Raw genomic sequence first — 15824 nt, 5'->3', positions numbered from 1 at the left:
AAGCTCATGGGATTTACTCGCTTGCCGCCTTGCTGTAATCCGAATTCTTTAGAGCATCTTGCGTATGACGGTTAGTGAGACTGTCGGTTTCCGGGTTGATTTGGGCGCGGCGCGAACGCGCAGGAGTCCAATCAAGCGCGCCAATGCGCACCAGATACACCAGGCCTGCCAGTAGCACTAAAATGAAAATTGCGGCCTCGACGAAGCCTACCCACCCGCTTTCACGGATAGAAACTGACCACGCATAGAGATACAAGGCTTCCACGTCAAAAATAACGAAGAACATGGCAACCAGGTAAAACTTGGCGGAAAGACGTAAGCGCGCTGTACCAACTGAGTCGATACCTGACTCGAAGGGAGTGTTTTTGTGCCGACCCTTAGCTCTCCCGCCAAGGAACCAGGCCCCGAGAAGCATTACGCAACACAGGCCTATGGCAACAATAAGAAAGACTGCGAACGCCCAATGGTGAGCGATAACTTCAGTGGATGTTGACATACTCATTGCTTACTCATCAAAAGTGGCGCCAAAATCTCTGCTCTTGTTGGCAGATGATCACCACATCGATTCATGGGGAGGAACAATAAACCTTACAATAACTGCTGGAATCAAAACTTTACCAGCAAATTGATGGGGTTTTTTACTCCTTTCTATAACCTTTTGTCAACTTTAACAAAAGTATCCACACATTAATTTACATGAGCCCAACTTCATTAACATTTAGTGCGTTAAAAATCAGTAATGCCGAATTATTAACCCTACTTTAATGAAGGTGAATCGTGTCCGTTAACGAGGAAAAAAATATCTACCGTTCTATTTTGGCAGGAAATCTCAACTATTCATCCCCCTAAGAGGGAGTATTTTCTTGATCTGAGACACGCTTCTGTTAATCCATCTCGAAAACCAACAACATTGCGGCGTATTTTTTAACATTTAAACGAGTATTGACTCGAAGGATGTACGTAGAAGGTAGGTATCTAGGGCGCTATGAAGCAGATTGTTTTAAAACATGTTTTTACAAATTAGTAATAAACACAACTTGCAGTGATTAAAAAACAGGCCACTGAGTCAAAAATTGACCTCAACGACCTGTTTTCGAATTTCATATTTTGTTACTAACAAACCGAAGGCATTACTCGAAATCACGCTCCATTAGCACGGTATCACCATCTTCATCTGACGAAGTCATGTAACGGTATGGATTAGGGTTTGATTCCAGAGCACTAAAGATAGCCTGAGCCAAATCATTACTGGTTTGCACATTACGGCACAACAAGTATTGAGTATCTGGCATAACCGGTAAGCCATCAGCATTACCCAGCACACGCAATTCAGGGCTCATCATTTCAACAGGCCGAGCAGTCACACCCAGTCCGGCTTTCACAGCAGCACGCACTGCCGAAAGAGTGGAAGCAACATACGCAATACGCCAGGGAATACGCTCTGCATTCAAATGCTCAAGCATCATATCCCGGTAAGGACTCGGATCGTCGAGCATGACTAAAGGTACGGTTTCACCTTTCTGGAAGACGTAGTCCGATGCGCAATACCATAAAGTGGGTGAAGTACGTAAGACAATGGATTCAAAATGCGCGGGTTTTGATGTGGTGACAACCAAATCAACTTCCTGCTGATTAAGCATTTCAACCATAAATGGATTACGTTTAACTCGGACATCCAACGCCAGCTTTGGGTAAACCGAGCTTATTCGGTTAAGCAAGAAAGGCAGAATGGTATCCGCGGTTTCATCAGATGCACCAATCGTGAGCACACCTTGCAAATTACTAAACATCAGTGACGTACATGCTTCATCATTAAAGCGTAGAATTTTTCGCGCATAACCCAGAAGCTGAATTCCATGCTCGGTCAGCAGCTTATTACGACCATGACGGGCAAAGAGCTCTTTTCCTACTAACTGTTCAAGACGCTGCATCTGCTGGCTTACAGCCGATTGCGTACGGCAAACCGCAACTGCCGCCGCAGCAAAAGTATTCAAATCCGCTACGGCAACAAAAGTCCTTAGCAGATCGAGGTCGAGATTTAGTATCGGACGATTTGCGTTAATCATAATTTTTTCACTAGTAGGTTGCTCTTACGAGTCTGCCTTAGTTTTATTGCTGTGATTTATCAAAAAGATAAAGCAATTCCCTTTTACAGAACGTCTCCCGAGGGGCCATACCGTCATCCTGACAGTCGTTCTGACTTTTTATTTTTCATGCACCCTGGTGCATGCAGGCCAATAATGTAGCTCACATATTCCAGGAAATATTATACCGCCATAACCAACATACAAACATTCGTCTTATTGTTCTAGTCACTTAAATTAAAACTGAGTAATTATTGTAAGCCTGCTTCAGTACTGAGTTTTAGTTATTCAACTTTTTGCGGTTACGAGGGTAAGTGCAATGAAAGTTTTCTCTATGTCATTTTTGCTGCACGGACAATTACCAAAGTACAATGGTTATATACTAACCCACAGTAAAACATAGAGTTTCATTATGTCCAAAAATAGACACTCGTCATTTTCAGTACCATATCTTACCGCAAATCATGCCATTCCATAAGTTTTGTTGCGAATTATCTGATCTCATTCTCCTTTTTCATTTCACTCTTCAATAGGTTATTCATAAAAATCCCTGAAGCTATACCAGGTAAAAGAGAAGTAACTTAACTCTATTCTTAGGTTATATTAATGACACTCAGAGTTATTTTTATATACATATTATTAACTCACATTAGTGAACTTCTTTTAACCTCAAGCATAAACATTCAATTTTCCTTAACTATCACTCAATTTAATTCTCAATTCACTCAGCATTACCCACTACAACACCAGCACTACACCAGTTAATTGGATTGCAAAATTGTTATTTATTTATATTTTCATCTAACATAAATCAAATTATCAATACTTTACTCCAATCATTAGCTATTCAATTGGTTTTTCTGCTTGTGCCTAAATTGAAAGATAAATTGCAGTCTGGCGCTCGGACTGCCTTCAAATCTGGGCGTGGCAGGAGTACATTTGTTGCCTGGTCGCTTCCACGGCAGGAAGTGGCGTTAACATTAAAGGTCAGGTTCATGTCCCCTATCGAAAAATCCAGCAAACTTGATAACGTCTGTTATGACATCCGTGGCCCAGTACTCAAGGAGGCTAAGCGTCTTGAAGAAGAAGGGAATAAAGTCCTCAAGCTGAATATTGGCAACCCCGCGCCATTTGGCTTTGATGCCCCGGATGAAATTCTTGTCGATGTGATTCGTAATCTGCCTACTGCTCAGGGTTACTGCGACTCGAAAGGACTCTATACCGCACGTAAAGCCATCATGCAGCATTATCAGGCTCGTGAAATGCGGGACGTGACAGTTGAAGATATTTACATCGGCAACGGTGTTTCTGAGCTGATTGTTCAATCGATGCAAGCATTGCTGAACAGCGGTGATGAGATGCTGGTACCAGCACCTGATTACCCTTTGTGGACCGCGGCAGTTTCGCTTTCTAGTGGTAAAGCCGTTCACTATTTATGTGATGAGTCGGCAGGCTGGTTCCCAGACCTTGACGATATTCGCGCTAAAATCACACCACGCACTCGCGGCATCGTGATTATTAACCCGAACAACCCAACCGGTGCCGTTTACTCTAAAGAGTTGTTGCTGGAAGTTGTAGAAATTGCGCGTCAGCATAATTTGATTATTTTCGCTGATGAAATCTACGACAAGATTCTGTACGACGCGGCACAACACCATTCAATTGCAGCACTGGCCCCAGACCTGCTAACAGTGACCTTTAATGGGCTGTCCAAAACTTATCGTGTTGCCGGGTTCCGCCAGGGCTGGATGGTTCTGAATGGGCCGAAGAAGCACGCCAAGGGTTATATCGAAGGGCTGGAGATGCTCGCGTCGATGCGTCTGTGCGCGAACGTGCCTGCTCAGCATGCAATTCAGACTGCTTTAGGCGGTTATCAGAGTATCAGTGAATTTATCGCACCCGGCGGGCGTCTATACGAACAGCGTAACCGTGCGTGGGAGCTGATTAACGATATTCCTGGTGTTTCATGTGTGAAACCGCAGGGCGCGCTCTATATGTTCCCGAAAATCGATGCTAAACGTTTTAATATCCACGATGACCAAAAAATGGTGCTGGATTTCTTATTGCAAGAAAAAGTGCTTTTGGTTCAAGGAACAGCATTTAACTGGCCGTGGCCTGATCACGTACGTATCGTGACTTTACCGCGTGTTGATGAGCTGGAAATGGCCATCAATAAATTTGGTCGTTTCCTCGGCCATTACCACCAATAATTCTCACGGGGGAGATGTTTGCATCTTCCCCCGACTCCCCGCACAATGGTTTTCTTTGCTTACGTACCGAGTGTATCTATGAGCCAAAGCCATTTCTTTGCCCACCTTTCACGCCTGAAATTAATCAATCGTTGGCCGCTGATGCGTAATGTGCGTACCGAAAATGTTTCGGAGCATAGCCTGCAAGTTGCAATGGTCGCTCATGCATTAGCCGTGATTAAGAATCGTAAATTCAACGGCCAAATTAACGCCGAACATGTCGCCCTGCTTGCAATGTATCACGATGTCAGTGAGGTTCTTACGGGGGATTTACCAACGCCGGTGAAGTATTTCAACACGCAAATTGCTCATGAATACAAAGCTATCGAGAAAATAGCCCAACAGAAATTGATCGATATGGTGCCTGAAGAGTTACGTGACATCTGGGCACCACTGATTGATGAGCATCAGAGCAGCGACGAGGAGCGCGCCATCGTCAAGCAAGCCGATGCGTTATGCGCCTATCTAAAATGTCTGGAAGAGCTCTCTGCCGGTAACAATGAATTTTTACTGGCTAAAAGCAGGCTCGAGAAAACGCTGGCTGACCGTCACAGCGAAGAGATGGACTATTTTATGAATGTCTTTGTGCCAAGCTTCCAGCTTTCACTCGATGAGATTAGCCAGGATTCACCGCTTTAACCTATACCCAAAATAATTGGAGCTGCTTTGAGGCGGCAAGAGAGCAAATCCCCAGTCACTTATCAAAGTAAGTGACTGGGGTTTGTAAACGCTGCCAACAAAGATGCGGCTTCAAGTATGAAGGGTATTAAAACGGGAATAACATCGGCACCATCACCACACTCACCACCATCACAATCACGGTAAATGGCACGCCCATCTTCACAAAATCGCTGAACTTATAATTTCCCGGCCCCAGAACAAGCGTATTAACCGGCGATGATACTGGTGTCATGAATGCAGCGGATGCGGCTAGTGCAACGATCATCGCAAATGGATAAGGGGAAACACCCATCGATTTTGCCGCGGCTAACGCAATAGGCGCCATTAACACCGCAGTCGCCGTATTTGAAATAAACAAGCCAATCGCGGCACACATCACAAACAGGCAAATCAGCATCATGTGCGGACCGTAGCCGCCACCCAGGCTCATTAACCCATTAACAATTAAATCCACCCCGCCCGTTTTTTGCAGTGCAAGGGCGAAAGGCATCATGCCGACAATCAAAATAATACTCGGCCAGTGCACTGCTTTATACGCGCTTTCCATATCAATACAGCGGAACTTGCCCATCAGCAAACAGGCAATAATAGCCGCGATGGTGTTAGGAATTTCATCGGTCAGCATCAGTGCAACCATCAACGCCAGGCAGAAAATAGCATGCGGAGCCTGGCTATGCGCAGGCGAGGCTTCGCCCTCTTCCACGGGTAAGTTAAGTACCAGGAAATCGCGGCCTTTGAGTTGCAACTGGCTGATCAGTTTCCAGTCACCCACCACCAGCAAGATATCGCCAAGTTGCAAGGCTTCATCCACCAGCAAGCCTTCCATCGCTTCGCCATTACGGCGTAACCCAACGACATTCAGGCCGTAGCGCGTACGGAAGCCGATTTCGCGCAGCGTTTGTCCGATTAGCTCAGACTCAGGGATCAGCGAGACTTCGGCCATCCCCACATCCAGCGCCTGGTCTGAAAAATACTCACCGCGCAAAACCATCGGCTCAAGCATCTGCTCGCTACAAAACTCGCGTAAATCAACTTCAGAAGCTGACATATCAATCAACAGCACGTCACGAGCGCGAAATTCAGTGACGCCAGTGACATTGACGATAACCCGGCGGAATTTGCGCCAGCGTTCAAGGCCAATCACGTTTGCGCCATAACGCTCTCGCAGTTTTAAATCATCAAGACGGCGCCCAACCATCGGTGAACCTGGGCGAATTGCGAGACGACGCGCACGGCCAGTCAGCCGGTAATCTTTAATTAGATCGCGAAACGTACGGCGGCGCCAGTCTTGCTTGCCATCGTCTTTGTTCTGCCCTTTTAGTGCAAAACGCGCAATCAGCATATAGCCGATACCCAGCAATAAGATGACCAGGCCAATAGGCGTAACGCTAAAGAAATGGAAGCCCTGCAACCCTTCACGCAGCAATTCGCTATTTACGACCAGATTGGGTGGTGTTGCGACCAGCGTCATCATGCCGCTAATTAACCCGGCAAAACTGAGAGGCATCATTAAACGCGATGGCGAGGTTTTCATGCGCATTGAAACACTAAGTACCACGGGGATAAATATTGCGACCACACCCGTTGAACTCATAAATGCGCCAAGCCCCGCAACGGTGAGCATCAGCAAAACCAGCATTTTTGTTTCGCTGCTACCCGCAACATCCACCAGCCACGAACCCATTTTTGTGGCTACACCCGTGCGTACAAGGCCATCGCCAATAATAAAGAGTGCGGCAATAAGAATAACGTTGGGATCGCTAAAACCTGAGAAGGCTTCGTTGAGAGTAAGTGTGCCACTGAGGACAAACGCAATAATGACAAGTAAAGCGATCGCATCCATACGCACTTTTCCAATGGCGAATAACACCACCGCAATTGCTAATAGTGATAAGACCCAAATCAATTCTGAGTTCAAAACAAATCCTTTGTGGTTGTCTCAGGGGGAAAAATTTTGCCATAAAAAAGCCCCGCAATCGCGGGGCTAAATCATGTGTTTAGTGTTTTCTAAGCACTTCGACTGTGCCATCTGGCAGCTTCTGAACCAGAAGCTCAGTCAACGAATGCAGAGCATAGTCGACATGCTCAAGCCGTGGTGTATCGGCCGGTGCATTGACTGCGATAACATGGCAACCTGCAGCCAGACCAGAAAGTACACCAGCTGGCGCATCTTCTACGACAGCGCATTCTTCAGGCTCTAAACCTAATAATTGCGCACCGAGTAAGTAGGCATCCGGTTCAGGTTTGCCTCGGGCGACACGTTCAGCCGTAACAAGCACTTCAGGCTCTGGCAATCCGCCTGCAGCACGACGAGCTGAAGCCACAGGTAATGAACCAGAGGTCACGATAGCCCATGGAATGCCCGCTTCGTTCAGATGAGTCAACAGCTCAACAGCCCCTGGCAATGCCACAATACCGTCGGTATCTTCAGACTCGATTTTCTCAAGACGGAAAAACTCCTGCTGGATCTCTTCTTCAGACGCTCCCGCCATAAAATGACGCAGCGAAGTTATCGCCTGCTTACCATGAATGAAGCCTAATACTTCTTGCGGCGAAATATCGAAACGCTTAGCCCAGTTAATCCATGCACGCTCAACCGCTGGCAGGGAGTCAACCAGAGTCCCATCCAAATCAAACAAGAAACCTTTGCACTTCACGACGCGTCTCCCCTCAGGCATTAATAATCTGCGCGATCTCATTCACACTTAAATGATACTGACGTGGGCAGGACTGCCACACTTTCAACATACGCTGATATTTTTCCCACATTGGAGTCTGCGCGTTAAAGCCATGAGTACCCGCGTCAAAATGCGCGTAACGGCCTTCAATATTGACCATAAATCGAACATATCCCAGGAATCGAGCTTCAGTTGCCGCATCGAAGCCGAGGAATGTGACACGGCGTTCGTCAATTTCCTGGTTATCCTTCAGGTTCGTCCAGGAGACGTGCAGCGCGTGGTACATCTCCATAATGTCGATGACAGTGCGGCAAGTTTCTTCCGTCAACTCACCAAACTCACGATCCAGCTCGCGCATTTGCAGGCCGTAACCGCGCTCAATGATCGTTTGCAGGCGACGATAACGCTCGGCGTTGTCTGGATCGAGCATGGTCATCATTTTGTACTGATTAGATAAAATCAGACGCTGGGCGTTAGTCATTTCCATTTCTTAGCTCCTGTTGCGCAGAATCACTCCTGCGAAAAAATATCCTTCTATATATGCGTAACGGCAGGGATTTTACAAATCATCAAGAAAAGTTTTATCCAACTGCTTAAACGCACGTTTCAGTACTTCAGCGAGCGCCTGGTAATCTGGCTTGCCTTCAATCGGTGTTAGCGCCTGCCCTGCTTCCTGTAATTTGCCGCGCACTTCGTAGAACCAGCTCAAAATGGTCGGCGGCAGTGGCGTAACTGAGCGCTTACCTAGCCACCATAAACCCTGCATTGGTAAGCTACAGGCGAATAACGCGGTTGCGACTGCGGGGCCAAGTTGGCCGCCAAGGGCAATCTGCCAGGTAAGCGTAAACACAGCAAGTGGGGGCATAAAGCGGATGGCAAAACGTGTGGCGCGGATAACACGATTTTCTACAAAGACTGGCGCGAGGCGTTTATCGACAGGCCAGGTCTTAGAATAGTGTTGCCCACGGCTGAACATGCTAAACCAGCTGGCGTGGCTTTTTAGGGGTGTCGACATGGCTTTACCTCAACTTCACATATAAAAAATAAAATTTTTGTGCAAAACAACAACTCTAAATTACATGGTTCAAAATCTTTTGTCTTTAGCTGCTGCAATCGGGTATCCTGTGCCGGCCTTGATGGCCGTAGAAGGGAAACCGCAGGTTGTCAATTTTTTGCTCAGTCAGCCGTTGCCGAAAAATCGCGCAACATGGCGTAAACTCTAGAGTATTTATTCGTCATGCCAAAAAAACGCTTCTGGCATGACGTTAATCATAAATGTCAGGCTCATCATGCGCTACGCTGAGAGACTAACTGACGTTTTTTTAGCCACATATTAATAGTAGGTACTTCCATGTCGAGTAAGTTAGTACTGGTTCTGAACTGCGGTAGCTCTTCACTGAAATTTGCAATCATTGATGCAGTAAACGGTGACGAGTACCTTTCTGGTTTAGCCGAATGTTTCCATCTTCCTGAAGCACGTATCAAGTGGAAAATGGATGGCGGTAAACAAGAAGCGGCTTTGGGTGCAGGCGCCGCTCACAGCGAAGCTCTTAACTTTATGGTTAATACCATTCTGGCACAAAAACCTGAATTGTCCGAGCAGCTGACTGCTATCGGCCACCGTGTTGTTCACGGCGGCGAGAAGTACACCAGCTCCGTCGTTATCGACGAGACCGTGATTCAGGGTATCAAAGATACTGCTTCTTTTGCACCACTGCATAACCCGGCACACCTGATCGGTATTGCTGAAGCACTGAAATCTTTCCCTAAACTGGCTGATAAAAACGTTGCTGTGTTTGACACCGCGTTCCATCAGACCATGCCAGAAGAATCTTACCTCTATGCTCTGCCGTACAACCTGTACAGAGAGCATGGTGTTCGTCGTTACGGCGCACACGGCACTAGCCACTTCTATGTGACTCAAGAAGCCGCAAAAATGCTGAACAAGCCAGTGGAAGAAGTGAACCTGATCACTTGCCACCTGGGCAACGGCGGTTCTGTTTCTGCTATCCGTAACGGCAAGTGTGTTGACACCTCCATGGGTCTGACACCACTGGAAGGTCTGGTAATGGGCACCCGTTCTGGTGACATCGATCCAGCTATCATCTTCCACCTGCACGACTCCCTGGGCATGAGCGTTGATGACATCAACAAAATGCTGACCAAAGAGTCTGGCCTGTTGGGTCTGACTGAAGTCACCAGCGACTGCCGTTATGTTGAAGACAACTACACCACTAAAGAAGATGCTAAACGTGCAATGGACGTGTTCTGCCATCGTCTGGCGAAATACATCGGTTCTTACACTGCACTGATGGAAGGTCGTCTGGACGGCGTTGTGTTCACTGGTGGTATCGGTGAAAACGCTGCCATGGTACGTGAACTGTCTCTGGGCAAACTGGGTGTTCTGGGCTTTGAAGTTGACCACGAACGCAACCTGGCTGCTCGTTTCGGCAAATCAGGCTACATCAACAAAGAGGGTACCGTTCCTGCGATGGTCATTCCGACCAACGAAGAACTGGTTATCGCTCAGGATGCATCTCGCCTGACCGCTTGATTCTCCTTACCGCCAGCCTTCGCTGGCGGTGTTGTTTTCTGAGCCCTGAAAAGGGCTATACCCAAAATAATTCGAGTTGCTGCAATCCTCTGCGACCCGAACTATGCCGGGTATATACAAAGAGGTTATACCGTGTCCCGTACTATTATGTTGATCCCTACCGGAACTAGCGTCGGCCTGACCAGCGTCAGCCTTGGTGTTATCCGTGCTATGGAACAAAAAGGCGTTCGCCTTAGCGTTTTCAAACCTATCGCCCAACCGCGTACCGGTGACGATACTCCAGATCAAACCACCAGCATTGTGCGTGCTAACTCCAACATCCCAACGGCTGAGCCGCTGCACATGAATCACGTTGAGTCGCTGCTGTCGAGCAACCAACAAGACGTGCTGATGGAAGAGATCATTGCCAACTTCCACGCCAGCAGCAAAGACGCTGAAGTGGTTCTGGTTGAAGGTCTGGTTCCTACTCGTAAACATCAGTTTGCGCAGTCTCTGAACTACGAAATCGCAAAAACGCTGAACGCTGAAATCGTCTTCGTTATGTCGCTGGGCAACAACTCCCCAGAGCAGATGAAAGAGCGTATCGAGCTGGCACGTAGCAGCTTCGGCGGCAGCAAAAATACCAACATCACTGGCGTTATCATTAACAAATTGAATGCCCCAGTTGATGAACAGGGTCGTACCCGTCCTGATCTGTCCGAAATTTTTGATGACTCCACTAAAGCGAGCATCGCGAATATCGATCCTAAAGCTCTGTTTGCCGACAGCCCGCTGCCAGTTCTGGGCTGTGTGCCATGGAGCTTTGATCTGATTGCTACTCGTGCAATTGATATGGCGCGTCACCTGAACGCAACCATCATCAACGAAGGCGACATCAAAACTCGTCGCGTGAAGTCTGTGACCTTCTGTGCGCGTAGCATTCCGCACATGCTGGAACACTTCCGTCCAGGTTCTTTGCTGGTGACTTCAGCAGACCGTCCAGACGTGCTGGTTGCAGCGTGCCTGGCTGCAATGAACGGTGTGGACATCGGTGCAGTTCTGCTGACCGGCGGTTACGAAATGGACCCACGAGTGACCAAACTGTGTGAGCGTGCATTCGCAACTGGCCTGCCGCTGTTCATGGTTGACACTAACACCTGGCAGACTTCCCTGAGCCTGCAAAGCTTCAACCTGGAAGTCCCAACTGACGACCATCAGCGTATCGAGAAAGTGCAGGAATATGTGGCAAGCCACATTGATGCAAACTGGATTGAATCTCTGACGGCAACTTCTGAGCGTAGCCGTCGTCTGTCTCCTCCAGCGTTCCGTTACCAGCTGACTGAGCTGGCGCGTAAAGCCGGCAAACGTGTTGTTCTGCCAGAAGGCGAAGAGCCACGTACCGTGAAAGCGGCATCTATCTGTGCTGAACGTGGTATCGCAACTTGCGTACTGTTGGGTAACCCGGATGAAATCACCCGTGTTGCTGCTGCACAAGGTGTTGAACTGAGTGCTGGTATCGAAATCGTGGATCCGGAAGTGGTTCGCGAGAGCTACGTTGCACGTCTGGTTGAGCTGCGTAAGAGCAAAGGCATGACCGAAGCCGTTGCGCGTGAGCAACTGGAAGACAACGTTGTGCTGGGTACTTTGATGCTCGAGCAAGACGAAGTTGACGGTCTGGTTTCCGGTGCTGTTCACACTACAGCGAACACCATTCGTCCACCGTTGCAGCTGATCAAAACTGCACCAGGCAGCTCTTTGGTTTCTTCTGTGTTCTTCATGCTGCTGCCAGAACAGGTTTACGTTTACGGCGACTGCGCGATCAACCCGGACCCAACTGCTGAGCAACTGGCAGAAATCGCTATTCAGTCTGCGGATTCCGCTGCTGCATTCGGTATCGATCCACGCGTTGCAATGCTGTCCTACTCCACCGGCACTTCTGGTGCAGGTAGCGACGTTGAGAAAGTACGTGAAGCTACACGTATTGCTCAAGAAAAACGTCCTGACCTGGTCATCGATGGTCCGTTGCAGTACGACGCCGCAGTTATGGCTGACGTTGCTAAATCCAAAGCGCCAAACTCACCGGTTGCGGGTCGCGCTACCGTGTTCATCTTCCCAGACCTGAACACCGGTAACACCACCTATAAAGCGGTACAGCGCTCAGCAGACCTGATCTCCATCGGGCCAATGCTGCAAGGTATGCGTAAACCAGTCAACGACCTGTCTCGTGGCGCACTGGTAGACGATATCGTTTACACCATCGCTCTGACTGCGATTCAGTCTTCTCAACAAGACTAAGTTCTTCTGAGAAGCAAAAAGGCCGCTAAATTAGCGGCCTTTTTTATTGGCGTGACCCGGTAAAACTAAATGAATTATTCCGCAGCAGCAGCGTGCTGAGATTCATTCTTCGCATTGCGGGTCATCCACAACGCCAGTGCTTTAAGAGAGTCCGGCGTAAAGTCGTCACAGCGGGCTGTAATCTCTTCTGGCGACATCCAGCATACTTCGCTGACTTCTTCTTCCTGCAACGCAAACGGGCCATGAGAAACGCAGCTAAACAGGCTTCCCCATACGCGGCAGTTGGTGTCCTCAAAGTAGAACTGACCATGCTCGGCAAATGGCACACCGGCAATACCCAACTCCTCTTCAGCTTCACGACGTGCTGAGTCCAGCAGTTGCTCATCAGCCTGGACTACGCCACCAGCGGTAGCATCCAGCATGCCCGGCATAAAATCTTTAGTCTCGGTACGACGCTGCACCAAAATCTTACCCATACCGTCATGCACAACGATATAAGTCGCGCGATGGCGCAAACGCTGCGCGCGCATTTGCTCGCGGCTTGCTTGTGCGATTACTTCATTGTCTTCATTGACAATATCTACCCATTCCATGCCAACAAAATGACTCTGTTCCGCCATTGGGGAAACCTTATTCAGAGCGCTCTTTGGCGCATAATCGGTTATACCAGTCATCCTTCAAGCCGCAGGGGCGTTGGCTGAACTCACTTACCCAAATCACTTACTCAAGTAAACTCATCGGGATAAGTTCCCTTGCCGCCTGGCTGCAACTCGAATGCTAACGGGTCTAATTTTTGAAGTAAGTTACGGGGTAATCTCGACCTGTGCAATAACCCCAGCGTTATTCAGTGCGTGAACGCTCAGAACACCATCGTTTAGCATGCCATAACTCGCTTCAAAGCCGCCTTTAGGGATACTCACCGAGCCCGGATTAAAGAGATAGACCCTGTCTTGCTTCTCAGCCAGTGGAAGATGAGTATGACCAAAAACCAAAACATCATTTTCTGCCAGTGGTGGCAATTTATCCGGGTTATACAGGTGACCGTGCGTCACAAATAAACGCTGGTCCTCCATCAATATTTGTTGCCAGGGTGCAGTAATCGGAAAATGAAGCAGCATCTGGTCAACTTCACTGTCACAGTTACCACGAACCGCAATAATTCTGTCTGCAATGCTGTTGAAGCGCTCAGCAACAGCGCCCGGATTGTAGCCCACCGGTAGCGCATTTCGCGGCCCATGATTCAGTACATCACCCAGCAATATTAACCATTTAGCACCACTGCGTTCGAAATGCGTCAGCACCTGCTCTGTTGCGGGTAACGATCCGTGAATATCCGAGGCAAACATCAGCTTCATAAAGCCCTATTCCTGTTAATGGTAAGCGGAATTATCATAGCGAATTATGGGGCTAATCAGCCAGAATGCTTTGCGGAAAGTGCCAAGAAACGCTGCACAGAAGCCCGTTGCCACTGGAAGGCTGCATACTCTTCCAGCCGCTCAGGGACTTCATCGCCATTGAGAATCAAACGATTAAGCATCAGTGCCAGGTCGGTATCGGCGATCGACCACTCGCCAAAAATATTTTGTTGGCCGACAGGCAACAAATTTTCAACCGTCGTTATAAGCTTTTGAGCCGCAATCTGTCCTTTCTCCGTCAGCGGTGGTTTCTTCACGCCTGCGAAAACCACGTCGGTTGAACGCTCTTCACGAATTGGCATTAAATCGCTGCGGATCCAGGCCTGGATTTGCCGGGCACGGGCACGTTTTTCCAGGTCATGCGGATAAATCCGTTCCCAGGTTGGCGGAGCAAAACGCTCTTCAAGATATTCAGTAATGGCCGAGGATTCACTTATTAGAAAATCATCGACTTCTAAAGTGGGAACGCGGCGCGTCAAATCATAGCCTTTCCAGCCAGGTTGCAGGTTTTGCCCGCTATTCAGATCAATCGTTTGCAGGTTAAAGTTCAGGCCCTTCTCTTTGAGTGCAACGTAGACAGACATTACGTACGGGCTAAAAAAATTCGCATCGGACCAAAGTGTTATTGTCGGCTGGCTCATAATATCCCCATAATTTCGTTTCCCAGGCTATTGAACATATAGCGGAAAATGGCAACTGTCACCTGAGCAAACCTCATCTACGAAGCACTTTTTTCAAAAAGTCTATACTCCATAGGTTTAAGAAAAATACTGATATCAGGATGGGAATGACATGATTGACCTCTACTACGCACCGACACCAAACGGCCACAAAATCACGCTATTTCTGGAAGAGACGGGCCTGGACTATGCCATTCATCGTATTGATATTGGCAAAGGAGATCAGTTTCAGCCTGCCTTTTTAGCAATTTCTCCGAACAATAAAATTCCGGCGATTATCGACAACCACCCTTTGGATGGAGGCGGCCCACTAAGCTTGTTTGAATCCGGTGAAATCCTGCTGTATTTAGCAGAAAAGACCAACGAGCTATTAAGTAAAGACTTGCGCGAACGTGTCCACACCCTGCAATGGCTATTCTGGCAAGTGGGTGGCTTTGGCCCAATGCTTGGTCAGAATCATCACTTTAATCACTTCGCCCCACAGCCCGTCCCCTACGCCATTGAGCGTTACCAGGTTGAAACCCAGCGCTTGTACGGCGTTCTGAATAAGCAGCTTGAGAAGACTCCATGGCTGGGCGGTAACGAATACAGCATTGCTGATATTGCCACTTATCCATGGACGGTTTCCCATGAACGCCAACGCATCAATCTGGAGCACTTCCCTGCCGTTCAAAATTGGTTTGAGCGTATCCGCTCGCGCCCGGCAACCGAACGCGCCTATGAGAAAGCGCAGCAAAACTAAACCCTGCGCGCCCGACAAGGCGCGCAATTTTTTTCCTCATCTAATTTGGGTATAGTCTGCGATGGAAAATAACTACATGGAGCACACCTGCAATGTCCCCACAACCAGACGCGATTATTCGAATCAAAAATTTACGCCTGCGCACCTTCATTGGTATCAAGGAAGAAGAAATTGCCAATCGCCAGGATATTGTCATTAACGTCGCCATTCATTACCCAGCGGACAAAGCCCGCGCCAGTGAAGATATCAACGACGCGCTGAATTACCGCACTATCACTAAACAAATCATCCAGTTAGTCGAGAACCATCGCTTCTCATTATTGGAAAAATTAACTCAGGATGTGCTCGACATCGCATGCGATCATCCGTGGGTATCTTATGCTGAAGTAGAGATCGATAAACTTCACGCGCTGCGCTATGCCGACTCGGTATCAATGACCATGAGTTGGCGCAAGTAAGCGCAATCA

Annotated in this window: 15 protein-coding genes; 6 read left to right on the top strand and 9 right to left on the bottom strand. The window is 48.2% G+C overall.

Annotated features, from left to right (window positions below; translation table 11 throughout):
- Window positions 1–13: 13 nt before the first annotated feature.
- Window positions 14–502, bottom strand: coding sequence for an NADH-quinone oxidoreductase subunit NuoA (gene nuoA, locus AC0IXI_RS07330; protein WP_064512682.1), 489 nt, complete (start codon window positions 500–502; stop codon window positions 14–16).
- 628 nt (window positions 503–1130) lie between these two features.
- Window positions 1131–2066 (bottom strand): transcriptional regulator LrhA, encoded by a 936-nt coding sequence (gene lrhA, locus AC0IXI_RS07325; RefSeq protein ID WP_064512684.1) that lies wholly within the window; start codon window positions 2064–2066, stop codon window positions 1131–1133.
- Between the two features lie 1013 nt (window positions 2067–3079).
- Between lrhA and alaA the strand changes: the two genes are divergently transcribed.
- Window positions 3080–4294 (top strand): alanine transaminase AlaA, encoded by a 1215-nt coding sequence (gene alaA / locus AC0IXI_RS07320; protein WP_134185157.1) that lies wholly within the window; start codon window positions 3080–3082, stop codon window positions 4292–4294.
- 78 nt (window positions 4295–4372) lie between these two features.
- Entirely contained in the window at window positions 4373–4972 is a 600-nt protein-coding gene (gene yfbR / locus AC0IXI_RS07315; protein WP_064512688.1) for a 5'-deoxynucleotidase, read from the top strand.
- A 127-nt stretch (window positions 4973–5099) separates the two neighbouring features.
- Here yfbR and AC0IXI_RS07310 read toward each other — a convergent pair whose 3' ends face one another.
- The 4 genes from AC0IXI_RS07310 to yfbV form a co-directional block, all read right to left on the bottom strand.
- Window positions 5100–6932, bottom strand: a complete 1833-nt coding sequence (locus AC0IXI_RS07310; RefSeq protein WP_134185155.1) for an SLC13 family permease — start codon at window positions 6930–6932, stop codon at window positions 5100–5102.
- 79 nt (window positions 6933–7011) lie between these two features.
- Entirely contained in the window at window positions 7012–7692 is a 681-nt protein-coding gene (locus AC0IXI_RS07305; RefSeq protein WP_134185153.1) for a sugar phosphatase, read from the bottom strand.
- Window positions 7685–8179: a YfbU family protein gene (locus tag AC0IXI_RS07300; protein ID WP_034458818.1), complete on the bottom strand. Its 495-nt coding sequence runs from the start codon at window positions 8177–8179 to the stop codon at window positions 7685–7687. Before AC0IXI_RS07300 ends, AC0IXI_RS07305 begins: the two co-directional genes overlap by 8 nt.
- 72 nt (window positions 8180–8251) lie before the next feature.
- Window positions 8252–8707: a terminus macrodomain insulation protein YfbV gene (gene yfbV, locus AC0IXI_RS07295; protein WP_134185150.1), complete on the bottom strand. Its 456-nt coding sequence runs from the start codon at window positions 8705–8707 to the stop codon at window positions 8252–8254.
- A gap of 336 nt (window positions 8708–9043) precedes the next feature.
- On the opposite strand from yfbV, the gene ackA reads away from it, so the two are divergent.
- On the top strand, window positions 9044–10246 hold the full coding sequence (gene ackA / locus AC0IXI_RS07290) for an acetate kinase (protein ID WP_064512697.1): 1203 nt from the start codon (window positions 9044–9046) through the stop codon (window positions 10244–10246).
- Between the two features lie 132 nt (window positions 10247–10378).
- A complete protein-coding gene (pta, locus tag AC0IXI_RS07285; protein WP_064512699.1) occupies window positions 10379–12520 on the top strand; it encodes a phosphate acetyltransferase in 2142 nt (713 codons plus the stop codon).
- Between the two features lie 74 nt (window positions 12521–12594).
- On the opposite strand, the gene yfcD is transcribed toward pta, so the two are convergent.
- From yfcD to yfcF, 3 genes are all read right to left on the bottom strand, one after another.
- Window positions 12595–13140 (bottom strand): NUDIX hydrolase YfcD, encoded by a 546-nt coding sequence (gene yfcD, locus AC0IXI_RS07280; RefSeq protein WP_471682179.1) that lies wholly within the window; start codon window positions 13138–13140, stop codon window positions 12595–12597.
- A 183-nt stretch (window positions 13141–13323) separates the two neighbouring features.
- On the bottom strand, window positions 13324–13875 hold the full coding sequence (gene yfcE, locus AC0IXI_RS07275) for a phosphodiesterase (protein ID WP_471682178.1): 552 nt from the start codon (window positions 13873–13875) through the stop codon (window positions 13324–13326).
- A gap of 56 nt (window positions 13876–13931) precedes the next feature.
- Window positions 13932–14576 carry a glutathione transferase gene (yfcF, locus tag AC0IXI_RS07270; RefSeq protein WP_413498676.1) on the bottom strand — a complete coding sequence of 215 codons (645 nt, stop codon included), beginning with the start codon at window positions 14574–14576 and terminating at the stop codon, window positions 13932–13934.
- A gap of 151 nt (window positions 14577–14727) precedes the next feature.
- On the opposite strand from yfcF, the gene yfcG reads away from it, so the two are divergent.
- Together yfcG and folX are read left to right on the top strand one after the other, a co-directional pair.
- Window positions 14728–15357, top strand: coding sequence for a GSH-dependent disulfide bond oxidoreductase (gene yfcG / locus AC0IXI_RS07265; RefSeq protein WP_471682177.1), 630 nt, complete (start codon window positions 14728–14730; stop codon window positions 15355–15357).
- 92 nt (window positions 15358–15449) lie between these two features.
- Window positions 15450–15815, top strand: a complete 366-nt coding sequence (folX, locus tag AC0IXI_RS07260) for a dihydroneopterin triphosphate 2'-epimerase (protein ID WP_151995303.1) — start codon at window positions 15450–15452, stop codon at window positions 15813–15815.
- The last annotated feature ends 9 nt before the right edge of the window (window positions 15816–15824 follow it).

This window comes from Buttiauxella sp. AC038, assembly GCF_979253565.1.
The sequence above is the reverse complement of the archived record's forward strand: the minus strand, read 5'-3'. Positions and strand labels throughout refer to the sequence as shown.